The organism is Chitinophaga sp. 9-1-y (assembly GCF_059511905.2).
The window spans coordinates 6,187,577-6,212,156 of sequence record NZ_CM197955.1; the positions used below are offsets into that span (position 1 = coordinate 6,187,577).

At 44.3% G+C, this 24,580-nt stretch carries 23 protein-coding genes and 1 other RNA gene; 10 read left to right on the plus strand and 14 right to left on the minus strand.

The features are described 5' to 3' along the window. Positions 1-3: 3 nt before the first annotated feature. From AC5ZC7_RS24430 to trpS, 8 genes are all read right to left on the minus strand, one after another. Positions 4-315 (minus strand): DUF3467 domain-containing protein, encoded by a 312-nt coding sequence (locus AC5ZC7_RS24430; protein ID WP_291917457.1) that lies wholly within the window; start codon positions 313-315, stop codon positions 4-6. 82 nt (positions 316-397) lie between these two features. Then, positions 398-895 carry a lipid-binding protein gene (locus AC5ZC7_RS24435; protein ID WP_496158424.1) on the minus strand — a complete coding sequence of 166 codons (498 nt, stop codon included), beginning with the start codon at positions 893-895 and terminating at the stop codon, positions 398-400. A gap of 27 nt (positions 896-922) precedes the next feature. Next, entirely contained in the window at positions 923-2,419 is a 1,497-nt protein-coding gene (locus AC5ZC7_RS24440) for a SusD/RagB family nutrient-binding outer membrane lipoprotein (protein ID WP_496158423.1), read from the minus strand. A gap of 21 nt (positions 2,420-2,440) precedes the next feature. Continuing rightward, positions 2,441-5,641, minus strand: coding sequence for a SusC/RagA family TonB-linked outer membrane protein (locus tag AC5ZC7_RS24445; protein WP_496158422.1), 3,201 nt, complete (start codon positions 5,639-5,641; stop codon positions 2,441-2,443). A 696-nt stretch (positions 5,642-6,337) separates the two neighbouring features. Continuing rightward, positions 6,338-8,338 carry a ComEA family DNA-binding protein gene (locus AC5ZC7_RS24450; RefSeq protein WP_496158421.1) on the minus strand — a complete coding sequence of 667 codons (2,001 nt, stop codon included), beginning with the start codon at positions 8,336-8,338 and terminating at the stop codon, positions 6,338-6,340. A gap of 38 nt (positions 8,339-8,376) precedes the next feature. Continuing rightward, the gene (locus AC5ZC7_RS24455) at positions 8,377-9,171 is read right to left on the minus strand and encodes a hypothetical protein (protein WP_496158420.1); all 795 of its coding nucleotides are present in this window, start codon (positions 9,169-9,171) and stop codon (positions 8,377-8,379) included. 242 nt (positions 9,172-9,413) lie between these two features. Continuing rightward, entirely contained in the window at positions 9,414-10,049 is a 636-nt protein-coding gene (locus AC5ZC7_RS24460) for a deoxynucleoside kinase (RefSeq protein WP_496158419.1), read from the minus strand. Positions 10,050-10,094: 45 nt separating this feature from the next. Next, positions 10,095-11,102 (minus strand): tryptophan--tRNA ligase, encoded by a 1,008-nt coding sequence (trpS, locus tag AC5ZC7_RS24465; RefSeq protein WP_496158418.1) that lies wholly within the window; start codon positions 11,100-11,102, stop codon positions 10,095-10,097. Between the two features lie 145 nt (positions 11,103-11,247). On the opposite strand from trpS, the gene gatC reads away from it, so the two are divergent. The 5 genes from gatC to AC5ZC7_RS24490 all read left to right on the plus strand — a co-directional run bounded on the left by gatC (position 11,248) and on the right by AC5ZC7_RS24490 (position 14,259). Then, entirely contained in the window at positions 11,248-11,538 is a 291-nt protein-coding gene (gene gatC / locus AC5ZC7_RS24470; protein WP_477075713.1) for an Asp-tRNA(Asn)/Glu-tRNA(Gln) amidotransferase subunit GatC, read from the plus strand. Between the two features lie 5 nt (positions 11,539-11,543). Continuing rightward, the gene (locus tag AC5ZC7_RS24475) at positions 11,544-12,245 is read left to right on the plus strand and encodes an ATP-binding cassette domain-containing protein (protein WP_496158417.1); all 702 of its coding nucleotides are present in this window, start codon (positions 11,544-11,546) and stop codon (positions 12,243-12,245) included. Positions 12,246-12,367: 122 nt separating this feature from the next. Continuing rightward, on the plus strand, positions 12,368-12,928 hold the full coding sequence (locus AC5ZC7_RS24480; RefSeq protein ID WP_496158416.1) for a cob(I)yrinic acid a,c-diamide adenosyltransferase: 561 nt from the start codon (positions 12,368-12,370) through the stop codon (positions 12,926-12,928). 21 nt (positions 12,929-12,949) lie between these two features. Next, positions 12,950-13,540 (plus strand): riboflavin synthase, encoded by a 591-nt coding sequence (locus AC5ZC7_RS24485; RefSeq protein WP_496158415.1) that lies wholly within the window; start codon positions 12,950-12,952, stop codon positions 13,538-13,540. Between the two features lie 29 nt (positions 13,541-13,569). Beyond that, positions 13,570-14,259, plus strand: a complete 690-nt coding sequence (locus AC5ZC7_RS24490) for a hypothetical protein (protein WP_496158414.1) — start codon at positions 13,570-13,572, stop codon at positions 14,257-14,259. On the opposite strand, the gene AC5ZC7_RS24495 is transcribed toward AC5ZC7_RS24490, so the two are convergent. From AC5ZC7_RS24495 to AC5ZC7_RS24515, 5 genes are all read right to left on the minus strand, one after another. Continuing rightward, positions 14,260-15,612 (minus strand): DUF58 domain-containing protein, encoded by a 1,353-nt coding sequence (locus tag AC5ZC7_RS24495; protein WP_496158413.1) that lies wholly within the window; start codon positions 15,610-15,612, stop codon positions 14,260-14,262. A gap of 95 nt (positions 15,613-15,707) precedes the next feature. Continuing rightward, positions 15,708-16,688, minus strand: coding sequence for an AAA family ATPase (locus tag AC5ZC7_RS24500; protein ID WP_496158412.1), 981 nt, complete (start codon positions 16,686-16,688; stop codon positions 15,708-15,710). Between the two features lie 3 nt (positions 16,689-16,691). Then, complete coding sequence (locus tag AC5ZC7_RS24505; protein WP_496158411.1) at positions 16,692-17,918, minus strand: DUF4350 domain-containing protein; 1,227 nt, start codon at positions 17,916-17,918, stop codon at positions 16,692-16,694. Then, entirely contained in the window at positions 17,915-18,694 is a 780-nt protein-coding gene (locus tag AC5ZC7_RS24510) for a hypothetical protein (RefSeq protein WP_496158410.1), read from the minus strand. The genes AC5ZC7_RS24505 and AC5ZC7_RS24510 overlap by 4 nt, the downstream gene beginning before the upstream one ends. 1 nt (position 18,695) lies before the next feature. After that, positions 18,696-19,691, minus strand: coding sequence for a stage II sporulation protein M (locus AC5ZC7_RS24515; protein WP_496158409.1), 996 nt, complete (start codon positions 19,689-19,691; stop codon positions 18,696-18,698). A gap of 121 nt (positions 19,692-19,812) precedes the next feature. Here AC5ZC7_RS24515 and AC5ZC7_RS24520 point away from each other — a divergent pair, with 121 nt between their 5' ends. Next, positions 19,813-20,550: a DUF8484 domain-containing protein gene (locus AC5ZC7_RS24520; protein ID WP_496158408.1), complete on the plus strand. Its 738-nt coding sequence runs from the start codon at positions 19,813-19,815 to the stop codon at positions 20,548-20,550. Between the two features lie 45 nt (positions 20,551-20,595). On the opposite strand, the gene AC5ZC7_RS24525 is transcribed toward AC5ZC7_RS24520, so the two are convergent. Beyond that, positions 20,596-21,048 (minus strand): DUF5684 domain-containing protein, encoded by a 453-nt coding sequence (locus AC5ZC7_RS24525; RefSeq protein WP_496158407.1) that lies wholly within the window; start codon positions 21,046-21,048, stop codon positions 20,596-20,598. A gap of 182 nt (positions 21,049-21,230) precedes the next feature. Here AC5ZC7_RS24525 and ffs point away from each other — a divergent pair. The 4 genes from ffs (at position 21,231) to AC5ZC7_RS24545 (ending at position 24,520) form a co-directional block, all read left to right on the plus strand. Next, an RNA gene (ffs, locus tag AC5ZC7_RS24530) (signal recognition particle sRNA small type) lies at positions 21,231-21,330 on the plus strand. 124 nt (positions 21,331-21,454) lie between these two features. Continuing rightward, entirely contained in the window at positions 21,455-22,105 is a 651-nt protein-coding gene (gene fsa / locus AC5ZC7_RS24535; RefSeq protein WP_441572556.1) for a fructose-6-phosphate aldolase, read from the plus strand. 179 nt (positions 22,106-22,284) lie between these two features. After that, entirely contained in the window at positions 22,285-23,778 is a 1,494-nt protein-coding gene (glpK, locus tag AC5ZC7_RS24540) for a glycerol kinase GlpK (protein ID WP_496158406.1), read from the plus strand. A 31-nt stretch (positions 23,779-23,809) separates the two neighbouring features. Beyond that, positions 23,810-24,520: an MIP family channel protein gene (locus AC5ZC7_RS24545; RefSeq protein WP_496158405.1), complete on the plus strand. Its 711-nt coding sequence runs from the start codon at positions 23,810-23,812 to the stop codon at positions 24,518-24,520. The last annotated feature ends 60 nt before the right edge of the window (positions 24,521-24,580 follow it).

Genomic DNA, 24,580 nt, shown 5'->3' on the forward strand with positions numbered 1-24,580 from the left:
GAGTTAAGCCTGAGCGGTAGGACCACCAAAATTTAATGGAACGGATACCTGCTCCTGGTCCTGAATGGGGCCATGTATAGACTCGTACTTTTTAATATTATCCAGCATTGCTTTCATAAAACGCTTAGCATGCTGTGGAGTTAAGATAATGCGGGATTTAACCTTCGCCTTTGGCAGACCTGGCATAACATTCACGAAGTCTACCACAAACTCGGCATTGGAATGGGTGATGATCGCAAGATTCGCATATTGACCTTCGGCGATTTCTTCATTCAACTCTATATTAAGCTGATTCTGTTCTTCCTGATTTTCCATGTTGTACGTTTTTGCCGTACAAAAATAGAAAAAGAGGACTCAAATGAGTCCTCTTTTTTTAGAAACCGCTGATTATCGGCTTTTAATAGTCATCATCATCAAATTTTGTCCGTAAAATACCGGACACCACGTACTTCTTGCCAGGATCTGTAGATACCTGTATTTCCATGTAAATGCTGTCTGTTACACGTCCACTTTTGGATTTGCCCTGACCGGGGAATACTTTTCCACCAGTAATGGTAACAGTAGCCGTGCTATGTGCATCCGGGGAATTTGTAGCATTAAAGGTCAGATCTGCGAGATTTACATTTACCCTCGCCTGGAAATCGTTGTCAAACCCCAGTCCCTGGTCCTGCACCCACATTTCCTTCCCATTGTCATTGGCAGTATTGAAGGTGTTAATTTTTACATGGTCGCCGGCAACTCCGTTCAGCTGCCTGGTAACCCACCAGGTACCTGCCAATTTTTGCACCTGCATATTTGGTATATCAGGTAATTCTTTTTTGCAGGAAGAAGAAATAGTCAAAGCAGCGATCATTAAAGCGCCGACGAAATATCTTTTATACTTATTTGTTGTCATGGTACATAATTTTAGATCCGTAAACTGTTATAGCGCCCACCATACTTTTTGATAAATAGGTACTTCTGCAGGTGTATTCTTATTCCGGCTTCTTTCCACATCCGGGAATACCAGCCGTTTGGGGAATTTACCTGCTCCGGTAACACCGTTGCGGGAATACACCAATTGCCCGGGTATATAAGAGGGATCGGTAGAATATACCGAACTATATTTCGGATATCCTGTTCTGTTTTGCTCAAAGAAACCCTCCAATGTATGGTTACCCGGGAAAGAAGCCCACTTCTGTGTGATGATCGCTTCCAGCTTTTGATCGAAAGTGCCTGCTGAAGGGTACTCATAAGCACCACCAGCTTTCAGGTAAGAAGAATCGGTGATATTTACTTTCAATTGCTGGAAAGCAGCTGTCACGCCTGCATTATAATAGTTTTTCGCATTGACACCACCATAATAACGTTCCTGTATTTCCGCCAACATAAACATAGTTTCTGCGCGGGAAATCAGGTAGGCCGTATCTATTGCTGTTTGTCTGTAATAACATGACACGTTGTAGATTGGATTCAAACTCGTAAAATCTCCCTGGTTGATACCATAATACACACCACCCGCAGCTCCCGGCGCTCTAAAAATTTTGGTCAGCCGGCTATCTTTATTTTTCTTCAACCATAATAAAAACGTATTGCTGGCACGTATGTTAGTAGTGGTATTCAGGCTTCTTACATTCATTTCATACAAAGGATTGTCCAGTCCGGGGCCATCTTTGAAAAGACTCATATTGGCGTCTATATCGGTCAGCAGTGGCGCGTGGGCATCCAGCAATCCCCGGATACCTGCTTCTGCTTCCGCTGGTTTTGCATTGACCATGCGCAGATACATTTTCAATTTGAGTGTATTGGCAAATTTTACCCATTTGCTCATGTCTCCTTTGTAAATCATATCCCGGGTCAGGTTTTCATTTAAAATGGGTACTGTCAGATCTTTTGCCAATGCTTTATCGATATCTGCCAGCAACCATTTGTAAATGCTGTAACCGTCGTCAAACTTTGGCTGCAACTGTGTTAGCCCTCCAAACGCTTCCTGGTATGGCACCTGGTCGTATAAGTCCACCAATACCTGGTAGCTATAGGCTTTCATAACGGTCCCCATCAAACCGAAATTATTATCATGCAGGCTATCGCACAATTTGAGCATCAGGCTATAGTCCTGCAGGGCGCCGGAGAATAACTGCGTATACAACGCGTTATAATCTGTACGCTGGATATTATATGCATCAATGGTTTTATACTGGTTAGAGGCATTGCTCTGTGTCCAATACTGGGCCCATATGCCTCCTATCACTGCTCCTTCTGTTCCAACGCCGGCTACCGTAGCCAGTGTTGCAGGCGGGAATAATACATAGGGAGATGCTTTGTCCAGTGGTGCATTATTTGGATCATTGTTGATATCCAGGTTCTTTTTGCAGGAAGTACCGAGGAAGAGTACCGCTGCAAACAGGCCGAGTAAATATTTGTTGCTATTAGTTTTCATAATGCCATAAAATTTAAATTTTTAGAAAGAAACCCTCAGTGAAGCGCCATACGATTTAGTAGTAGGCATAGACCTGAATTCACCCATTTCACTTCTCAGGTCATTTCCATAGTTAGATACTTCCGGATCAATGAAAGTATTACCTGAAGGAGTCCAGATAAAAAGATTACGGGCAAATAATGTCAGTTGCACATTACTGGCATGAATCCTACTGGCTGCAGCAGTTGGCAGACTGTATGAAAGCGTGATATCACGCACTTTCAGGAAGGTTTTATCAATGATACGCTGCTGATAAGCATAGCCTTTATTAGTGGTATGATACCAGTAAGCGTCATAATTATCGTCTGTGATAGGCGTGGTGTTTTCCACATATACCGGTTTGAGTTCGGTACCGGTATTTATCACTGAATTAGGCACTACAAACGCTCTTCTGTCGTTCATAGTCGTTTGATAAGCGTTTCCAACGAAGTAGGTCAGATCCGCGGTACCGGAATAAAATACGCCACCTTTTCTCCAATCAATGGAACAACCCAGGGTAAAGTCTTTATAGCGCCAGGTATTCACCAATCCCATGGTAAAGTCGCGTTGTGAAGTACCGTAATAGCCATCTGATTGTGCGGCCTTCGGTAAGCCGGTAGCGTCCACAATGATTTTTCCATCACTGGTAGTAGCCGCAACCGGTGCATAGAAAACGCCTAAAGGATCTCCCTGACGTGCTACGAACTTAGCGTCATAGGCGGTATTCAGTACCACTTGTTCCAGCCCTGCAGGCAATTCTTCTACCTTATTCTTATTCTGTGAAAATGTATAGTTCATGGTCCAGTTGAAATCTCTCGTTTCTACCGGCACTAAATTGACAGACAATTCAATTCCCTTATTCCTTACTTTACCAAAGTTTTGTGTAATGCTGGAATAGCCAGAGCTGGGGGTTACCGGTACAGAAATGATTTGACCGGTAGTCAACTTATTATAAAAAGCAACATCGAAGCCCAGGCGATTATGCAAAAATTTCACTTCACCGCCGAACTCGTATTCCGAGCTGATTTCAGGACTGAGTTGAGGATTACCTATATTATCACCCACCGTGTACCCGGGTATGCCATTGAATGGGAACAGCAGTGATCCGAAAGGCAACACAATAATTTCTCCGGTATTTAAAACTGTTTTAGTCAGATAAGGTCCCGCATCGTTACCTGTTTTACCCCAGCTGGCCCGTAGTTTTGCGAAAGAAATTCCGCTGGGATCCATCTTTAATGCCTGAGATAAAATGAAGGCGGCATTCACTGCCGGATAGAAGTAGCTGTTATTTTTGTCTGGTAAGGTAGATGACCAGTCATTACGTGCATTCACCGTCAGGAACAGGTAGTCGTGGTAGCCGAGTGTGGCCTGTGCGTACAAACCATACAGTCTGCGTGTAAACTCTTGTGTAGTGGAAACAGGTGCATTGGGAGAGTTTGAGATCACGTAGAATCCTGGAATAGTCAATCCTTTTACAGCAGAATTGAAAATTTTCCCCTCCCGTTGGTTCAGGTTAAAACCAACTAGTCCGTCGAGGGTCAAATCTGATGCTATTTTTTTATTAATGGAGAGCATCAGGTCAGAATTGTATTCACCTCTGTAATCGGTGTACTCGCGCACATAACCTACGTCTTCTGCACGTTGGGAACCTTCTACGTTGTTACCATCGTTCCAGCTGCCGGCAGTAGGTCTGTTCTTAGCTTTATAAGCTTTCGAGCCAGTGTTGGTGAGATCAGCACCAATACGCCATTCCGCATTCAGCCAATCATTGATACCATATTTGAGGAAAATATTTCCAAACACACGGTTACTCCTGAGGTTATTCCCATTTTCATAAAGTGAATAATAAGGGTTCTCTGCATAAGGTGTGAAATAATTGTCTACGTTGTAGAATTTACCTTTATAATCCTTAAACTGAGAAATGTCAATATCCACCGGAATCTGGATAATATCTTCAAAGAGAGAAGAACCAAGTCCCGCCTCACTACGTGTAGATGGCGCCTTAGCATTTTTATTCACATAATTGAAGGAAGTAGCAGCAGAAAATCTCCCGTATTTGGTAGTAGCCCTAACGGAAAATGTATTCCTTTTGTAAGAATCTGCATCTGTAGGCAGTACTCCATCACTATATACATTACCGTATGATAGCAGGAAAGTGGAGGTTTCATTACCACCACTGAGAGCTACTGTATTGTTATATTCTTTTCCGGTAGTGAAGTAATTACGTACATTATTTTTTACAAAAGAAAATGGTTTGGATAGTTGGTCACCATCTACAGTAGCGCCCCACTTTTTATTTTCACCGGTTAAACGAGGGCCCCAGCTTCCATTTTCAGACAGGATGAAAGTACCACCCCAACCCTGACCGAATTGCTCCTGCATAGTAGGCAGCATTGCTACCCGGGAATAGTCGGCAGAGGAAGCGATATCCACTTTCAGCTTTCCGCTTTTACCTCTTTTAGTAGTGATTAATACTACGCCGCTGGCTGCTCTGGAACCATAAATGGCAGTAGCAGCTGCCCCCTTCAGAATACTGATGGCTTCGATGTCGTTAGGATTGATATCATTGGCATTGTTACCAAAATCATAACCACCGGTGATGTTACTACCTTTGATATCTGTAGATCCGGGGCGGTCATTATTCAGTGGCACCCCATCTACCACATATAGCGGCTGGTTATTTCCCTGCAGCGAAGAATAACCGCGCAGGATCACTTTATTGGAGGCACCCGGAGAACCACTGATGGTAGATATTTCAGCGCCGGCAATTTTACCGGACAATCCATCCATCATACTTACAGGTGCTACCCTGTTAATTTGTTCTGTGGCAAAACTGGTGGTAGCGTAACCTACCGTTTTCTTTTCTCTTACCAATCCGAGACCAGTCACTACTATTTCCTGCAAATTTTTGTTATCGGAAGCCAACACAACGCTGAGTACATTGTCATTTCCCACAGTAATTTCCCGCGTTTTAAATCCGACACTTCTTACAATTAGTACGGTTCCTGTCTCAGCGACATTTAATTGGAATACCCCACTGGGGTTTGCAGTGGTACCGGTGTTAGTACCTTTTATCTGAATGGTGGCAAATGGAATAGGATTACCATCATTCCCCTTGACGGTACCTGTAACCTTTCGCTGCTGCGAATAGGCCAGGCTAACAAGTGCCATAAGCACGGCAAAAAGGAGTAGAACCTTTTTCATAAATAATTCAGGTTTTGGTTGAAAAAGAAAATAAACATTGAGTCTTACAAGTGACTTACTATTGAGCAATAGCCAGCCGTTACGCCAGATATTCTCCGACGCTTCGTCATGCTGCTAGCATAAGCAAATGGCATACGTATCCCATATCGCATCCCCGGATGCGATCAATAAATAGCATGAAGGATCCTGTTCCCCGGACAAAGGGAAATATGATTACAGGATATACCGTATATGCCTACGATACGACTATGTAAAAGGGCAATTACCTTTCTTCATAAACTGTTCAGATTTTGGTTGTTTAAATATCAATCTTGTATTTCCGAATACTCAGCGGAATATTATTATTTTATTACCGACAACTGGTTCAGATATATCTACAGAAAATGGTTATTGAGCGCTACACTCCAGCTATTAAGACAAAGTCCGGGCTAATGTAAAGAGTCCTAATGTAATGGTCACTAATTATGCTATGTACCTTAGATTGAATGAATACATTTGCTGTGAATCACAAGCTGCTACTCATAAAGAAGGGCGCTCTGGATCATAAAGCAAATTAGATTTAGATTTCGGTTGACTATCACAAGTTAGAAAAAAAAAGAATGCCGCACTACATCTCGTTAACATTTTTTTAACTGGTTGTAAAGATCGTGATTCAATAGTTTGATAATCAGTAAGATTAATTGTCTTGATAACGTTTTATTTTCCTATCAGATATTGCCACTGAAATTGTACCATTGTTTTTTTATGTCCCCTGATCATATCATTACCACTACCTACCTGGTCCACTCCCTCGTAGATCGCTTGATGTAAACGTCCCCAACCTGAAATCCGGCGATTCACCTTCCATTTTACATTCAGGTAATACTGCCATCCACGGCCATAGAGCTGGGATACAGCGTTTTCGTATAACACGCTGCTTTCCGTAGCATAAATACGCGTATCGTAGTTACTGGTTTGGAAACGAGACAAGCGGCCACTAACGGCAAAGGGTAAACGACTAAAATGATACGCCGCATCCAGGTATATCATCCACCCCTGCTGTGTAGCGGCAGTAGTTTGATATTGGCTGCATTCCAATCGCAGTTTAGTATTAAACTGCTTATGCTGTTGCCAGTCCCATTGTATACGTAGGCGCGTAGCCGTTATTACCTCCGGTACTTTAATGGGGTTGTCCGGGAAGGGCATATTTTCTTCACCTTGCCGGAAGCTGTACCGGCACAGCCAGGTCATCCTTTTATTCAATACATAACTCCCCGACAACAAATACTCCCGTCCGCCCGAGGGAGCATTAATACGATATTTCAGCCAGGGAAAATGAAAGAAATCAGCGTAAGCATCCAGTTTGCACCGGGCGCTTACCTTCAGTGTAAGCCCTATATAAAGACCCTGTTCATTCACCGTGCGGTAACTGTCGCCAAACCCTTTGGCAAAGAACGACTGGTAGGCTTTATCATAGTAGCGATACAACAATGCTATATCTGCCGCAGGCGCTATGCTGGTAAGCAATCCCTGTACAATAGCCAGCTTACCATTATCGCTGGCAGCCACCTCACCGAATACATGTACATTTTTCCAGCTGCCGGCATAATCAACGCTTCCGGCCAATAACTGCTGTCCGCGAAAATCGAACTGATTATATGGTGCGGTCTTTTGTTGCAGGCCAGGTGTAAAGTGCTGCCAGACCATATTCCCGCCAAGCTGCCAACGATGCGTTATATACCGGATATTTCCTCCGGCACTGGCCGCCTGTACCATGCCTCGTTTGCTGACCTCTGCTGCGGTACGATGATATCCACTACTGCTTACACTTTCCGCCATCACCTCATCAACAAGTGTATCTGTGCTGGCGTCCTGTTTACGCCAGGAGGCAAATGCCGTCATTTCCCAATGCCTTTGCTGCAGCGTGATAGCAGCTCCCCTGAAAAAATAAAATTCACCCGGAGAAGTATAGGGCCGCAACACCTCTCCTTCCCGCTTTATCTGCATCACAGCAGCCCCTTTCCCATAGGCCTGTGCCTGCCAGTTCAAGAGCCCTTGTCCGAGATTAACGGTATAATCACCAATGGCAAGTGCTTTTATCTTCCCTACATTCCTGATAAAAATATGCGCACTGTAAAAATCAAATCCCTGTTGCTGCGCTCCCCTGAAAAGCGCTTCTCCTGCATCTTTCTCCATCACCATTCCCCAGCTGATATAACGGGGGAAATTATAACGGTAACGAATAAATAATTTTTCGGGCCCTCCACTGTATGCAGGTAAGGTGCTGTCTGTATGCAGGTATCCTTTTGCTTTTTCCAGTGGGCGGGCATAACGCAGCAACAACGCATGATCCCCTTTATGCAAATAGTCACGCAGGGTGTAGTGGGGCGCCAGGTCATTTCCTACCGTCACATAAGGCAAAATACGCCGGATCACTTCCGGCTCAAAACCGGGTATCGCCTGTAGCTCATAGATACTCAACAGGTCGCCCAGTACCAGTCGGTACTGCAGGAAATGGCTGATCTGTAACGGTGTTAGCAGGCCAAGAGATTGCAGGGTCGCTTCATCCGCCGTATTCAGGGAGATGCGATGCCGGCTCAGGGCATTTAGCCGTTGCCATTGTGCATCATCTTCTGATACGGTTTCTGTGCCGGCGGTGGTTTGTTCCAGGTTATTGGCCATCACTGTCGGCAATGCTTCTTCCGGTTGTTGCGCCATAGCTTCCCTGCATAAACACAACAGTAATACACTCCCAATTATTCCGCAGCGGACGGCGCAGCAGGTTGCCATATCAGTGATGTTGAAGGAGTGATACCTAATTGTGGGTGAAACCCGGCAGCAATATCTATACGCAGGGAGCGCAGATAAACGATAATGGCCGCATTATGGTAAGCAGGACCAGTTGCCAGGCCTATCTCCAGCGCCAGCGCACTGATGAGCCGGTAATAAACCGCGGCCTTAACACTGGTGATAGCACCGGTAGAGGTAACCATGGCCGTTAGCAGGCAATCCCGCGATGCTTCAAAACCGGTACCACCACTATAGCTTACGCCTTTCCCGGCCGCTTTATGCACCTGTAGCCCGGTATGCAATTTTTCATTGCAATGCCACAATATGCCACCGTCCACACTTAAGGCGCTGGTACTACCAGCTCCCTGCGCCGTAGTTGTTTCATAATTGAATTGCAGCCCTATGCCGGCCCTGCGCCCGAGGCCACGACCATATGCACCACTTAATTGCTGCTGATGCCACGCACTGTTACCCAAACGTACCAGGCTGCCACCAAATGCACCTCCCGGCGACGGAACTGCTACCATGACGGCATACAAAGAAGCTGCCTTCAACAAAAACCTGTTCTCCGAATAAATACCGGCGCTAAATGCCGGCAAACAGGCTAATGCGGCTGGATTATTCCACATGGCAATGATCTGCTGAAAATGACGGCTGTAACTGCCAACGCTGGTATTCCTTCCAATAGGTGCCAGTAAAGATTGCGCAGATAACAAGGTAATCCACCAGGTGGATACGAGGGTTAACATAAAACGTTTCATCCGTAAATGGGGTTTAACAATACATTCAATTGATAGCTTACTATAGTTGGGTTAACGGGCTATCAACGAATACAAAGGTAGCTACCCTTCCACCATCATCTGTTAATGAAACATAAACGCGTATATTTTTTCTATACGTGCAGCATTAAAAAAGCTTAGCGGAAACCGGTAAGTGCTTGTCTTACCTGCTTCCGCTAAGCTTGTATATCTTCCGAAATCAAAAAAATAAACCCGGGATATTTTTAAAATAAACCATACAACTGGGAATCAATTTTGGAGATAATTTCTCCCAGATCCTCGTCGCTTTCCGGAAATTTATTTTTGTCGATATCAATAATCAACAAAGGGCCTTCATTATACTTCTCGATCCAGTTGTTATAATATTCGTTCAGGCGTTTCAGATAGTCCAGGCGAATATTTTCTTCATACTCTCTTCCTCTTTTCTGGATCTGTGCTACCAGGGTAGGAACGGAAGCCTGCAGGTAAATCAACAGGTCCGGTGGTTTCACCATGCTTTTCAGCGTTTCAAAGAAGTTGAAATAATTATCGAAATCACGCTTGGTCATCAACCCCATTTCATAAAGGTTAGGCGCAAAAATGTGCGCATCCTCATAAATGGTGCGATCCTGGATCACCGTTTCTTTTCCATTCTGCACTTCCAGCAGTTGCTTTAATCTGCCGTTCAGAAAATATACCTGCAGGTTGAAAGACCAGCGGGGCATATCTTCATAAAAATCATTCAAATATGGATTGTGCTCTACATCTTCATACTGTGGATGCCATTTGTAATGACGACACAACATTTCTGTGAGTGTAGTTTTGCCAGCTCCGATATTTCCGGCGATAGCTATATGCTTAATCTTATTCTGTTTTGCCATGCGATGATAGGTAAATATTGAAAATAGCTACAGTTGGCGACTTTTTCAATAGTAATTTAAACCAATAAGTTTTCTCGCCTGTTGCAAAGTTTGTGCCGCATTCGCTCTTGCCTTCTCTGCACCGGCTTTCATAATTTTCTCCAAATAGTTAGTATCCCTCTGTAATTCTTTCGCTCTTTCACGGATAGGTGCAATGAATTTCACCATATCTTCTCCCAGCTGTTTCTTCAGATCTCCAAAGCGGATGTTACCTGTAGTATTCCATTGGTCTTCGAAGAAAGTAACTGCATCCGGCGCAGACACCAACTTCATCAGATCCAGCAGGTTTTGTACAGATTCTGGCATTGGAGAACCCGGCACACCAGTACCGGTATCGGACTTAGCTTTCTTCACTTTGTCCATAATCAGTTTGTCCTCATCTGCCAAATAAAGTGTAGCCATCTCATTTTCACTCTTACTCATTTTCCCTTTACCATCCAGGCTTGGAATACGTACCAGGCCATCACCATAATTAAATGCTTCCGGTTCAGGGAACAAATCTCCATAACGGTGATTAAAACGCTGTGCGAAATTACGGGCCATTTCCAGGTGTTGTCCCTGGTCCTTACCTACCGGAACTTTTACGGCACGTTGAATAATGATATCCACACTCATGAGCACCGGATAAGTCAGCAACCCGGCATTTACGTTATCTGGTTGTAAACGTACCTTATCCTTAAATGTTGGTACTCTTTCCAGTTCACCCACATAGGCCAGCATATTCATCAGCAAATACAGTTCTGCTATTTCAGGTACATCACTCTGTGCATACAGTGCTACCTTTTCGGGATCCAGCCCGGACGCAATATTCTCGGCCAGCACCCTCATTACATTGCCTTTCAGATCCTTAGGATCCGGATGTGTAGTTAATGAATGCCAGTCTGCCACAAAAAAGTAGCAGTTAAAATCTTCCTGCATCCGGATATAATTACGGATTGCGCCAAAATAGTTGCCTAAATGCAAATAACCAGTGGGGCGTATGCCGCTTACCACAATTTCTTTTTGAGTAGCCATAACAGGGCGCAATTTAATGAAAAAGCCGAAAGCGTAAAGCAAAAAGCTACGCATGCTTTCTGTGTTTTCTGGCCGTTTATCCCTAATTTTGGGATACTATCATATTTACCATTTATATTTCATTATCTTTTGATTTAATTTGATTATGGAAGTGAACGACGCGCTGGTACAACAACTGGCAGATCTTGCCCGGCTGGAATTTAACGACCAGGAGAAGGTAGAAATACGCGGAGAACTGCAACGCATGATTACCTTCGTGGAGAAACTGAACGAACTGGATACCTCCAACGTGAAACCATTACTTCACCTGACAGATGATTATAATGTTTTCCGGGAAGATAAGGTTATCCCGGGTATCAGCCGTGAAGAAGCCCTGCAGAACGCACCTTCCGCTACTGAGGAATACTTTAAAGTGCCGAAAATTATAAAGAAATAACCCACATGCAAAAGTCCGTCATCCACCTGGAAGGAATCAGAAAAAGTTATTTTCTCGGAAAAAATGAACTCCCGGTACTCAAAGGGGTCGCACTAGACATTTTTAAAAATGAATATGTAGCACTGATGGGGCCTTCCGGTTCGGGAAAATCAACCCTGATGAATATCCTGGGATGCCTGGATACACCTACCTCCGGTAAATATGTACTGAGCGGACATGATGTGAGTAAAATGGAAGACAATGACCTCGCTACCGTACGTGGCAAAGAAATTGGCTTCGTCTTCCAGCAATTTAACCTGATGCCACGGCTTACCGCACTGGAAAATGTAGCCATCCCACTGATCTATGCCGGTATCGGTAAAAAAGAAAGAACAGAAAGAGCCATTGCCATGCTGGAAAAAGTAGGGCTGGGCGAACGCTATAAACACAAACCCAACGAACTTTCCGGTGGTCAGTGCCAACGTGTGGCTATTGCCCGCGCCCTGGTGAACAACCCCTCCCTCATCCTCGCCGATGAACCTACCGGTAACCTGGACTCCAAAACATCCGTGGAAATCATGGATATCTTTGGCGCCATTCATGCCTCCGGCAATACCGTTGTACTGGTTACACACGAGGAAGATATTGCCGATCACGCCAAACGCGTGATCCGCCTAAGAGACGGCGTCATTGAATCAGACCGGGTTAATGAAAAAGTAATCGCATAAAAGAATTACGAATTACGAATTACGGAGTTGTGGGTAGATATCGGCGAAGACCATCCGCTATTATCTACCCACAACTCCGTAATTCGTAATTCGTAATTCGTAATTTGCACTAAATAACAGCCATGTCATTCAAGATATACACTAAAACAGGCGACAAAGGAAAAACATCCCTCATTGGCGGTACCAAAGTACCCAAAAGCGATGTACGCATTGAAGCCTATGGCACCGTCGACGAACTCAACTCCTACATCGGCCTCGTGAATGATCATATCGCAGACCCGGATACCAAATTACTGCTCCGCGAAATACAGGACCGCCTCTTCACCATCGGCGCCGCCCTGGCCTGTGATCCCGATAAAGAAACCAAATTAAAAATACCCGACCTCCACGAAGCAGATATCACCCTGCTGGAGAAAAGCATCGACCAGATGAATGAAGAATTGCCAGCCATGAAGTCATTCATTCTGCCCGGCGGCCACGTAGCAGTATCTACCTGCCACGTAGCCCGCTGTGTTTGCCGCCGTACAGAACGACTTTGCGTAGGCATGCAGGAGCACGATATGTTCATTGAACCACTGGTACTCAAATATATTAACCGCCTCAGTGATTACCTTTTTGTACTCGCCCGTTGGGTAGGACATAAATTAGGCGTAGATGAAATTCCGTGGAAACCCCGGGTATAGAAATTTTCTTAAATTAGCTTCATGTTTACAGGAATTATAGAAACACTAGCAGAAGTAGTATCTACCAGGAAAGACGGCGGTAACCTGGTTATCACGATACAAACACCACTGGCCCGCGAATTAAAAATAGACCAGAGCGTGGCCCATAACGGCGTATGCCTTACCGTGACCAACATACAGGGCGATACTTACGAAACCATAGCCGTAACAGAAACCCTGCAAAAAACCAACCTGGGCCAATTAACACCCACCCAGTTTGTAAACCTGGAAAGAGCCATGGTTTTCAACGGCCGCATAGATGGACACCTGGTACAGGGACACGTAGACAGCGTGGGAGAATGTATTTCCAGCCAGGAACAGGATGGCAGCTGGCTATACCGTTTCCGCTACCCTTCCGAATTTGCCGCACTCATCGTGGAAAAAGGAAGCATTTGCATGAATGGTATCAGCTTGACCGTATTTGATGTAACCAGCACCGAATTCTCCGTAGCCATCATTCCATACACTTACGAACATACCAACGTATCTAAAATAAAGAAAGGTTCACTCATCAACCTGGAATTCGATATTCTTGGTAAATATGTAGCCAGGCAATTAGCAGTAAGGAACTAATGCATTTCGTTACTAAAGTCCACAACTGAATGTTAAAACACTTGCTCTGCTACGCCCTGTTCTTCACCCCCCTGTTGGCTAACGCCCAACAGGCACGCGTAGTGAGGATACAGGGGAGCTATGATCCATCGGCAGTAACCGAATTATACAACAGTACGCCCATCGCCATCACATTATTCTTCAGCGATAGCTCCTCGCAAGTCACCAGCGGCTATGGCCAAGGCTCCTACCGGTGGAATAAATTAAACGTCAGCAGCAGCAACGGTAACATCCGGAATGGCATACTGTATTTCGACAGGTCACAACTGATCCGTGACCAATACCATGTAGTACTCACCGCAGCTATCGGTAATGGTGATCCTTTGCAAACAACTATCACGCTGCCTTATATTACCGGCATCCGGTTTAATCATTATGCCGATAGCATCAAACGCGATATCCGGTTTTATCTGAATGTAGAAGGAAAATTTAACAGTGGAAAAGTATTTCCGCTGGATACCACTTCGGTCCGGTTTGCAACTTCCGATGGTACCATTATTGGCCAGGATTTGCTGTTACCTAAAAACGATACCATCAAAACAGTAACCGTAGAAGCCTGGTACAAATACAACGATCGCTTGTACCTCCGGTCTGTCATCCCCGTGAAACAAGCACCAGACAATGATTCCCTGATCATAAAAACTTCTCCCGAAGGGAATAAAAGAAAAAGAAGACAATAACTATATCAGCATACGGGATTTCAGCTCCAGGTATTTGTTCACCACATTCAGGGTTAAGTGCTCGGGCGTACTTAATAATGACATGATACCATATTTTGCCAGCTCCTTTACAATCAACTTTTTATCGTACGCAAATTTTTGCGCAATAGTCTGTTTATAAATCCCCTCGATATCATGTGCCGGTTGCTCGGTAATTTTCTTCAGCTCCGTATTTTCAAAAAACACCACCAACACCAGGTGATAACGGGCCAAACGGCGCAGAAAAGGCAGCTGCCGGTGTAAACTGGACATCGATTCAAAATTGGTATATACCATTAACAAAGACCGGGTAGATACACTACTACGCAACTGTATACTCAATGCTTCATAATCACTTTCCTGCCATTGCGTTTCCTGCCCATAAAGCATGTCCAGGATCTTGTTTACCTGAATTTTTTTGTTGCTTGCCGGTAACACTTCGGTCTTATTCTCTGTAAATGTTACCAGTCCGGCTTTATCTCCTTTATTAATGGCTACATTACTGAATACCAAAGATGCGTTGATGGCATAGTCCAACAGCGACAATCCATTAAAAGGCATCTTCATGGTACGCCCCTTATCTATGATAGAATATACCTGCTGCGATCTTTCCTCCACGTAATTATTCACCATCAGGTTACCCGTACGGGCAGATGCTTTCCAGTTTAACATGCGCACATCATCGCCCTTGGTATAAGGTTTAATGTGATCAAACTCCATGCTATGGCCAATAACACGGCGTTTATGTACACCCAGCTCATTCAGCCGGTTCATGTAGGAGTACAATTCAAAATGACGCAACTGGTGAAAACTTGGATATACGCTAATCTCCTGCTCATTATCAAACACAAAACGCCGGCTGATAATGCCCAGGGCACTTTTCACAAACACATTACTATATCCAAAATGATAATTACCTCTTTCTACCGGGCGAAGTACATAGCGAAAAACATGCTTTGCACCCCCACCTACTTTGGCTTTCAGGAGAAAGCTACGCTCCTGGAACTGAAAAGGTAATTCTTCTATCACATTTACAAATACCGGGAAAGAATAGCGATTCTGAAAATCGAGCAATACTTCGTTATCATCTCCATTGCTGAAACGATGACTGGCTTTACGTTCCAGCGAAACAACCCCAGATGGCCGCAGTAACAGTAATACCATATCCAGCAGCACCAATCCCAGCAATACGATGAACGCCACTATGGCTACATTATAAAGCACCGGGAAAAAGAATGCCAAAATAAACAACAGGCTATTCACTCCCAGCAGGAGATAAAGCCTGTTGGTGAAAAAAAGTATCTGGTATAAATTATTCTTTACGGTTGCGGACATATTCTCTTAGCTTTTAGCGCTCAGCTTTTAGCTTTTAGTTATCAATCAACGACTTTAGCTGAACCTGCAAATGGCTAACAGCTAATAGCTAACAGCTATCTTGGTATTTCTACCATCTTAATAATTTGTGCAATCACATCATCGGTTTTAATGCCCTCCATTTCTTTTTCAGGAGTAAGGATAATACGATGCCGCAATACATGGGGTACCATTTCTACTACGTCGTCAGGAATAACAAAATCCCTGTTTTTCATAGCAGCTGTAGCTTTTGCACAATTCATAATGGCAATGGAAGCACGCGGAGAAGCGCCCAGGTACAGGGATGAATTCATACGTGTTTCATTAACAATAGCGGCAATGTAGTGGAACAACTTATCCTCTACCACTACTTGTCTTACCTGTTGCTGATAAGCAATAATTTGGGTGGTAGTAACTACCTTACTGATCATTTTAGTAAGATCTGTTTCTCCATTAAAATGATGGATACTGCGCAGCACCGCTACTTCTTCCTGCAAATCAGGATACTTCACTTCTATCTTAAAAAGGAAACGGTCCAGCTGCGCTTCCGGCAAACGGTAAGTACCTTCCTGCTCAATGGGGTTTTGGGTGGCAATTACCATAAACGGACGATCGAGTGACCAGGTGGTACCATCATTGGTAATCTGTCTTTCTTCCATCACCTCAAAGAGGGCAGATTGTGTTTTGGCCGGTGCCCGGTTTATTTCATCAATCAGTACCAGGTTGCTGAAAATAGGTCCTTTCTTATATTCGAATGCTCTGGTTTGCGGGTTAAATACAGAAGTACCCAATACATCCGCAGGCATCAGATCCGGGGTGAACTGTATCCGGCTGAAATCCGCGTCTACACACTGCGCCAACAATTTAGCGGTTAAGGTTTTGGCCACGCCGGGAACACCTTCTATCAGTACATGCCCCTGCGTGAGTAACCCCGTAATCAACAGGTCTACCATCTGATGCTGCCCTACAATTACTTTTCCTATTTGCTCCCTGATGGATTCTACCCCTTCATGTAAAGCAGAAAAATCAGTTCTGGGTTGAAATGTATTGGTATCCATTATTTACTTCGTGTTTAAATAAAATAGTTGAATGCGTTTATAAAATTCCTTCAGGTAATCATCACTTATATTTCCTTCCAGCTGTATATGATGCATCATTTGTAACAAGGTTCTGATATCAGCTTCCGGTACAGCAGATTTGCGCGATAATGCTTTTACAAATTCTTCGTCGAGTACGTTGGTATTGAGATAATAACGGGTACGTATATACTCCAACAAATGCAGGATCATTTTATGCGCCAGGTTATCATTGTTGTGTTGCTGATAATACAGTTGTCCGATAGCATCTACAAACTCCACAGAAGTATTACTAAACACGGGCTTGTCCGGGATAATCCGTTGCCGGCGTTTACTTTCAAATATCACATACAACAACATCAGGGCAACACCCAGCCATAAAGCCCATCGCATAGCCGGATACCGCATGAGTACCTGCCATTCGCTGAAATCGCCGGACTGCGCGCTGTGTTGTGCATTGTAAAAATCATCCCAATATACATTACCGCCAAGGTCACTCAAATAAGACACCTGCGTTTCCAGCGCGCCCGTGTTATGCTTATGCAATAAAAAATAGTTAGTGAAGGTATAAGGGTTCAACAGCAGGTAAATATACCCAGTACTGTATGAGATGCGGATAAAGTTAGGTTTATGTTGCCCGTTGCTACCCAACACAGTGGTGGTGGTACTATCTACCTTCGCAAAGCTACTGCCACTGATCATCCCTTCATAAGCGAAGCTCGTATCTATTGGTACAATGGTATCCCGGTAGTATTGTGCGGTTTTTTCCTTAAAGAATTGCTCGCTGGCACCTTCCTCCATTTTGAAGTTAAGTTGTTTGGCAAGATAGGGATCCGGGTTATTCACTGCGATGAACAAATCATTTCCCCCGGACACATATTCCAGCATAGCATCTACATCTTTCTCCGTAGTATACATTTGGTTGGCCACCAGGATATAGGTATTCGCATTCTTTTTCAGCTCCGTTTCTTTTTCGTAGGTGCTGGCAAATGGCTTGGTAACTACTTGTATGGATTTCTTGTAAAACAGCTGTGGCAGCATTTTAAAGGCAGCATAAGCTCCTCCCGCTTTCTTATCCTTACTGGAAAAAGAAGACCGGAGCATCTTGGTGCTTTGCTCTTCCGGGTTGGAACCAAAATTGCCTCCAATGACCATCAGTAATACCAATACAAGTACTACCGATCCGATGATATATATAGGTTTAGTATTCACGAAGCTTTTCCTATTGCGTTATTAAAATCCCGGAATTCCTGGTTAATATTTCTGAAACTATCTTCACTCACGTCAAATCCACCATACCAGATATATTCATAATCCAGCGTGAGTGCAGCAAATTTCTTATAGTAGGGAGAGCTACGCATATTACGCAGGTAATCATTATTGGTTTTCTCCCTGCCTGCTACAATCATTTGTTTGCTGGCCAGTTGAAATAGTGTGTAAAGATACCACCAGCGTATGGCCTGCCGGGCGTCGCCTGCGGCCATGGCTGCCTTGATTTTTTCTTCATATTCTTCCCCGCTATGTAGTTCTTCTGTTTGTATTTCTGTTAAGCCATCAATCATTACCGGCTTACGGAACATGGTCATACCATTCGCTTTCATATACCGGTAAACCAGGAATCCTAGTCCGGCCAGCAGTAATCCCATTAACACGTAGCGGATAACACTGATCGATCTGACAAGGGCGGCCATGAATCGCTCTAGCCAGAGATACCGTTCAGGCGGCGCTTCTTGTACATCCTTGTATTGCAGTTTCTTATTGGCTTTCAGCTCATTTATCAGTGAGTCGGGAATATGCCGCATTTCGTAATAAGCGGCTTCGTCCTCGTAGGCATCTTCTTCAGCGGGAGCCACAGCTACTGTACTATCGACTTGCTCCGTTACAGTAGTATCGGGCAGCGCAACCTCTGCGGTTTGCGCCATATTTATCAGCGGAAGCAAACAAAGCAACAACCCTACACTGCTCTTTAACCATAAATATCTTATCATGTTACTGCTTTGAAAGGGTAAATGGGATGATAACTTTCCCTTCCGCATTTAAACGATATCCTTTTTTATGCAGATAGATGGGATAAAAAACAAAGTAGCCCAATATAAAACTCAATGATGATAACAAGATAAAAAGACTTAATACCAATGGCATTTCTGTATGCCTGGTAACAAAGCTTTCCAATATAGCAGCTACTATAAATATAGGCATTAGGGTAACCATAATTTTAATCCCGTCTTTTGCACCCTTGCGAAGAGAGTCAATCCGCTTATGTGTACCAGGGAAAAGTATGCTTTTCCCCAAAATCATTCCGGCGCAGGCCGCAATCACAATACTGGAAATTTCCAGCGTACCATGTATCCAGATAACGAGTATTGATTTCCAGCCCAGGCCATGTGTAAAAAAGATGTACTGAAAAACGCCCAGCATTACACCATTACGTACCAGCAGGTACAAGGAGCCTATGCCGAAAAAAATACCGCCTACAAAGCAAAAGAAAGATACCTGTATATTGTTGATGGCAATGTAGAAAAACATGGTAACAGGATTACCATCCTTATACACACCAAAAGGATCTCCATTGGCGATATTCCGCTCCGTCATATTCACATATTCATCTCCCAGTACACCACGCACAAAGGTTTCATCGTGCGCAGAGGAGAAAGCGCCAATCACACAGAATAGCAGGAAGAAGCACAAAGTAAACAGTAACAGGCGATGATATTTCCGAAATAATAATGGTAATTCGTATTTAAAAAACAGTTGAAAACGGCCTACATCTTCCTTGCGATTCTGGTAAATACGGTGATAGATAGCCGCCGCCAGCCCATTAATATAATGGGTTACTTTACTGAAGCTATAAAAAGTTTTAGCGTAAGACAGATCATCCAGTACTGATACAAATCTTTCCGCCATTTCATCAGGGTCATCTGTGGGCTCCTCCTGGTATTGTTTCCAGCGGGACAAATTCTTTTTGATAAACAGCGATTCTCTCATAATGAGTTCTTCTTTCCCTTTTAAATACAGATATTACCTACAGTAATGGGTTACTAATGGGGAATACCGGCAAACTTACTAAATCGTTTAACAATATATAAACAAATATGTAAATTTGAGTATGGCAGATATAAAAATACCAACTTCTTTTAATATAGATCTCGAATTTGAGTCGGCCGATATTGTAAAACGTTTCCTGGCCTGGCTGATTGATTTCGCGATTCGTGTGGCCTATTTCCTGGTGATGCAGGCTGTGCTGACTTCTTTCCGGATGGACATGGATGCCAATATTGTCATCTATATACTGCTCGTTTTTCTGCCCATCATGTTCTATTTCCCCATCACGGAAATCACCATGAACGGATCTACACCAGGGAAAAAGCTGTTGCATATCCAGGTGGTGAGTATGATGGGAAATACGCCCAGTATTAGTCAGCACCTGATAAGATGGATTTTCCGGTTAATTGAAACGCCGATCTATTTTATGTTGGTAATACCCGTGCTGATTCCCCTTGTTTCCATTGTAAGAACCCCGTATAATCAGCGTTTGGGCGATTTAATAGCTGGTACCATCGTGATCAGTACCAAGCGTAAAGGTAGCATTGAAGAAACTATTTTCCGGGATCTTTCCCACAGCGATTATAAACCACATTTCCCCCAGATCATGAAATTATCCGACAGGGATATGAATAAAGTGAAGGAGTTACTGGATCGTGCATTGATGGCAAAGGATGATGAACTGGCGGCCAGGGTAGCTTACCGGGTAAAAGATGTGCTGCATATTGATTCCGATATGTCACATACCCATTTCCTCGAAACTGTACTAAACGATTACAATTACTACACTACCAGGAACTAAAAAGGCGGCCTTCTATGGGCCGCCTTTTTAATAGCTATTTTTTAATCAGATAGTTTTACCTATCGAATTTAAATCATCGTTGACGTTATTGAAACGGGTAGGATCACCTGCTGGTCCTTTGTATACGATAGTACGGTCAAATGCCAGGATAGGATAAAACACGATACCGAGTAAAATCAGGCCTACGGTAAAGCCTTCTGTTTTGCCAAAGCTTTTACTGAGCAGGTTGGTAGCCCAGATACCCCAGATAATGCCGATGTAGGGAATGCACATCAGGATCAGCCACCACCATGGTTTGCCAATAATTTGAGTCAGAATGTAGATGTTGTAAATAGGAATGATGGCTTTCCAACCTTCCTGGCCTGCTTTTTCAAAGATTTTCCACATACAGGCGATGAAGAAAACCACTATAACCAGCATGACAATCAGGAAAGTACCGGTGAATAATGCGCCAAATGCGCTACCACCTTCATAAGGATTTGTTTGAAGAATTTGCATAAGAGGTTAAATTTATTAGTGTTTAAACAGCTGTCACTCCAAATATATATATTTTCCCGCTATATACATAGTTACTACATTATTAAGAAGCAAAGAATGCGTATAACTACGCTTTGAAAAAAAACTTCAACTTTTTCTTCGCTAATATTTGGAGATTCAACACATTATATTACCTTTGCAACCGGCAAGTCTTATACGACCAGCTCCTACTGAACTCCCCCAGGACAGGAATGTAGCAAGGGTAGGTGGTTGTAGCGGTGCGATATAAGTAACTTGCCTTTTTTTTCTTTTTTTATTGTCATTAGTTGCTTGTCAATAGTATCTGGTTGCTATTTTCTCCACCTCTTTCACTAATGACAGCATCTTCCACAAATGGTTCATTTCCTGACAACTAATTTATCATAGTATGAAATTCTTTATTGATACAGCTAACCTGGCGCAAATACAGGAAGCTCATGACCTCGGCGTTCTTGATGGTGTAACTACCAACCCGTCTCTCATGGCGAAGGAAGGCATTAAAGGTGAAGCAGCAATTATCAAACATTACGAAGATATCTGCGAAATAGTAGATGGTGATGTGAGTGCAGAAGTGCTTTCTACAGATTTCAAATCTATCATTGAAGAAGGTAAGAAACTGGCCGCTATTCACCCGAACATTGTGGTGAAAGTACCTATGATTAAAGACGGTGTAAAAGCCATCAAATGGTTTACTGATAACGGTATCAGAACAAACTGTACCCTCGTATTTTCTGCTGGTCAGGCAATCCTGGCAGCGAAAGCAGGTGCGGCTTATGTATCTCCGTTCATTGGTCGTATTGACGATACTAACTGGGATGGTGTTGAACTGATTGCACAAATTGCACAGATCTACAGCTTACAGGGTTTCAAAACTGAAATCCTTGCGGCCTCTATCCGTAGCGCACTCCACATTGTGAAATGTGCGGAAGTGGGTGCTGACGTATGTACTTGCCCGTTAGACTCTATCCTGGGACTGCTGAAGCACCCATTAACGGATATCGGTCTGGCGAAATTCCTCGAAGACGCGAAGAAAATGTAATTATCAGATATTTTTTTAGATGGTGTATCCCCGGTGCAGTAATTGCGCCGGGGATTTTTTTTATGCAGGAAGCCTCCTTTGCTTCTATCCTCCTTTACCCACCGAAAACGTATTTTATTAAAGAATTTAGTTAAATTCAAAGATAATATCCACGCATACCCACTATAAACGAAAACCTAATGGGAAAATATATCCTTTCACTGGACCAGGGTACTACCAGCTCACGCGCCATTATTTTTGATCACGACGGCAGCATCAAAGCGGTGGCCCAGAAAGAATTCAAACAAATATTTCCACAACCCGGATGGGTGGAACACGACGCAATGGAGATATGGACTTCCCAGGCCAGTGTGGCTGCTGAAGCCATTCTCAAAGCCAGGATAAGTGGGGAAGACATCGCCGCGATCGGTATCACCAATCAACGCGAAACCACCATTGTTTGGGATAGAAAAACCGGCAAACCTATTCATCACGCCATCGTGTGGCAGGATCGCCGCACCGCCGCCTATTGCGATTCATTAATCAAAGCAGGAAAAGAACAATTAGTAAAAGATAAAACTGGCCTGCGCCTCGACGCCTATTTCTCCGGCACTAAAATAAAATGGCTGCTGGATAATATTCCCGATGCCCGCAAACGTGCAGAAAATGGTGAACTGGCTTTCGGTACCGTAGATAGCTGGCTGGCCTGGAACTTCTCCAAAGGTCAGCTGCATATCACTGATGTGAGTAATGCCTCCCGCACCTTGTTGTTTAATATCCACGACATGAAATGGGATCCTGAATTACTTTCCCTCTTTGATATTCCCGCTGCAATGCTGCCGGAAGTAAAACAATCCAGCGAAGTATACGGCTATTCCGAAGCTATTCTCACCCCTTACCGCATTCCTATTGCCGGTATTGCCGGCGACCAGCAGGCCGCTTTATTCGGGCAGCTATGTACCCAACCCGGTATGATCAAAAATACCTATGGCACCGGCTGTTTCCTGGTATTAAACACCGGCGATAAACCCATCCCGTCTAAAAATAACCTGCTGACTACCGTGGCCTGGCAAATTAATGGCAAAACGAGCTACGCACTCGAAGGCAGCATCTTCATTGGTGGCGCCGTAGTACAATGGCTCCGCGATGGCCTGGGGATTATCCGCCACTCTGCCGATATAGAAAAACTCGCCGCTACCGTGCCTAACAGCGATGGCGTGTACCTGGTACCCGCTTTCGCCGGATTAGGCGCGCCTTACTGGAATCAACACGCACGTGGTACCATGGTGGGACTTACCAGGGGCTCCACAGCTGCTCACATCGCCCGCGCAGCGCTCGATAGCATCGCCTACCAAACTATGGATGTGCTGAAAGCCATGGAAGCAGATGCCGGCATGCCCATCACCGAAATACGCGTAGATGGCGGCGCCACCAAAAACAACCTGCTCATGCAGTTTCAGGCAGATATCACCCACCTGCGGGTAGTACGTCCTACCATTACTGAAACCACCGCACTGGGCGCCGCTTATCTCGCCGGCCTCGCCGTTGGCTACTGGGATAGCATCGAAACCATTGCACAACAATGGAAAATAGATGCCACCTTCGAAGCCGAAATGGAAACGGCAGAAAGCAAACGACTGTGCGGCGACTGGAAACGCGCTATCAGAGCGGCACAGGCATGGACCGAAGAATAATTTATCTACGTTACCTAATTTCACACAACTTATGTCACCTTATTTAGCAGAGGTTCTTGGAACCGCATTCCTTATTGTGCTGGGAGACGGTGTAGTAGCCAGTGTTATACTGAATAAATCAAAAGGCAACCAGGGCGGTTGGATGGTCATCACCATGGGATGGGCCATGGCCGTATTTGTAGGCGTATACGCCACCGGAAAATACAGCGGCGCCCACCTCAATCCCGCTGTTACTTTCGCACAGGCATTACAGGGAAAATTTGCCTGGGAAATGGTACCCGGTTATGTAGCAGCACAAGTAGGCGGCGCCATGCTGGGCGCACTTATCGTATGGCTTTGCTACAAACAACATTTTGACGAAACATCCGATGCCAATACCAAGCTGGGCGTGTTTTGTACCATTCCCGCCATCCGTAACAGCAAATACAACTTCCTGACCGAGTTCCTCGCTACCCTGGTATTTATACTGGCCATCTGCTTCATTACTGGCCCTACTGTGGGTATCGGTTCACTGGATGCCTTGCCCGTAGCCTTTGTAGTGTTGGCTATTGGTTTATCCCTCGGCGGACCTACCGGCTATGCCATCAACCCGGCCCGCGATTTCGGTCCCCGCCTGATGCACTTCCTCCTCCCTATTCCCGGAAAACGTGACAGCGACTGGAGCTATGCCTGGATTCCCATCCTGGGCCCACTGGCAGGTGCGGCCGCAGCAGCTTTTATTTTCAAGTACTTCCTGCAATAACGAACGTTGTCTTTGACCAGGATTAGGCTGATTATACTGATTTAATTTTTTGTGATTTTA

Bases quoted from the DNA above. Each gene is read 5' to 3' on its own strand.
- AC5ZC7_RS24520 (WP_496158408.1), top strand. From the start codon at position 19,813: ATGGCAGATATAAAAATACCAACTTCTTTTAATATAGATCTCGAATTT.
- AC5ZC7_RS24455 (WP_496158420.1), bottom strand. From the start codon at position 9,171: ATGAAACGTTTTATGTTAACCCTCGTATCCACCTGGTGGATTACCTTG.
- fsa (WP_441572556.1), top strand. From the start codon at position 21,455: ATGAAATTCTTTATTGATACAGCTAACCTGGCGCAAATACAGGAAGCT.
- AC5ZC7_RS24435 (WP_496158424.1), bottom strand. From the start codon at position 895: ATGACAACAAATAAGTATAAAAGATATTTCGTCGGCGCTTTAATGATC.
- AC5ZC7_RS24450 (WP_496158421.1), bottom strand. From the start codon at position 8,338: ATGGCGCAACAACCGGAAGAAGCATTGCCGACAGTGATGGCCAATAAC.
- AC5ZC7_RS24510 (WP_496158410.1), bottom strand. From the start codon at position 18,694: ATGATAAGATATTTATGGTTAAAGAGCAGTGTAGGGTTGTTGCTTTGT.
- AC5ZC7_RS24545 (WP_496158405.1), top strand. From the start codon at position 23,810: ATGTCACCTTATTTAGCAGAGGTTCTTGGAACCGCATTCCTTATTGTG.
- AC5ZC7_RS24500 (WP_496158412.1), bottom strand. From the start codon at position 16,688: ATGGATACCAATACATTTCAACCCAGAACTGATTTTTCTGCTTTACAT.
- AC5ZC7_RS24490 (WP_496158414.1), top strand. From the start codon at position 13,570: ATGTTAAAACACTTGCTCTGCTACGCCCTGTTCTTCACCCCCCTGTTG.
- AC5ZC7_RS24525 (WP_496158407.1), bottom strand. From the start codon at position 21,048: ATGCAAATTCTTCAAACAAATCCTTATGAAGGTGGTAGCGCATTTGGC.
- AC5ZC7_RS24475 (WP_496158417.1), top strand. From the start codon at position 11,544: ATGCAAAAGTCCGTCATCCACCTGGAAGGAATCAGAAAAAGTTATTTT.
- glpK (WP_496158406.1), top strand. From the start codon at position 22,285: ATGGGAAAATATATCCTTTCACTGGACCAGGGTACTACCAGCTCACGC.
- AC5ZC7_RS24485 (WP_496158415.1), top strand. From the start codon at position 12,950: ATGTTTACAGGAATTATAGAAACACTAGCAGAAGTAGTATCTACCAGG.
- AC5ZC7_RS24515 (WP_496158409.1), bottom strand. From the start codon at position 19,691: ATGAGAGAATCGCTGTTTATCAAAAAGAATTTGTCCCGCTGGAAACAA.
- AC5ZC7_RS24495 (WP_496158413.1), bottom strand. From the start codon at position 15,612: ATGTCCGCAACCGTAAAGAATAATTTATACCAGATACTTTTTTTCACC.
- AC5ZC7_RS24460 (WP_496158419.1), bottom strand. From the start codon at position 10,049: ATGGCAAAACAGAATAAGATTAAGCATATAGCTATCGCCGGAAATATC.
- gatC (WP_477075713.1), top strand. From the start codon at position 11,248: ATGGAAGTGAACGACGCGCTGGTACAACAACTGGCAGATCTTGCCCGG.
- AC5ZC7_RS24480 (WP_496158416.1), top strand. From the start codon at position 12,368: ATGTCATTCAAGATATACACTAAAACAGGCGACAAAGGAAAAACATCC.
- AC5ZC7_RS24445 (WP_496158422.1), bottom strand. From the start codon at position 5,641: ATGAAAAAGGTTCTACTCCTTTTTGCCGTGCTTATGGCACTTGTTAGC.
- AC5ZC7_RS24440 (WP_496158423.1), bottom strand. From the start codon at position 2,419: ATGAAAACTAATAGCAACAAATATTTACTCGGCCTGTTTGCAGCGGTA.
- trpS (WP_496158418.1), bottom strand. From the start codon at position 11,102: ATGGCTACTCAAAAAGAAATTGTGGTAAGCGGCATACGCCCCACTGGT.
- AC5ZC7_RS24430 (WP_291917457.1), bottom strand. From the start codon at position 315: ATGGAAAATCAGGAAGAACAGAATCAGCTTAATATAGAGTTGAATGAA.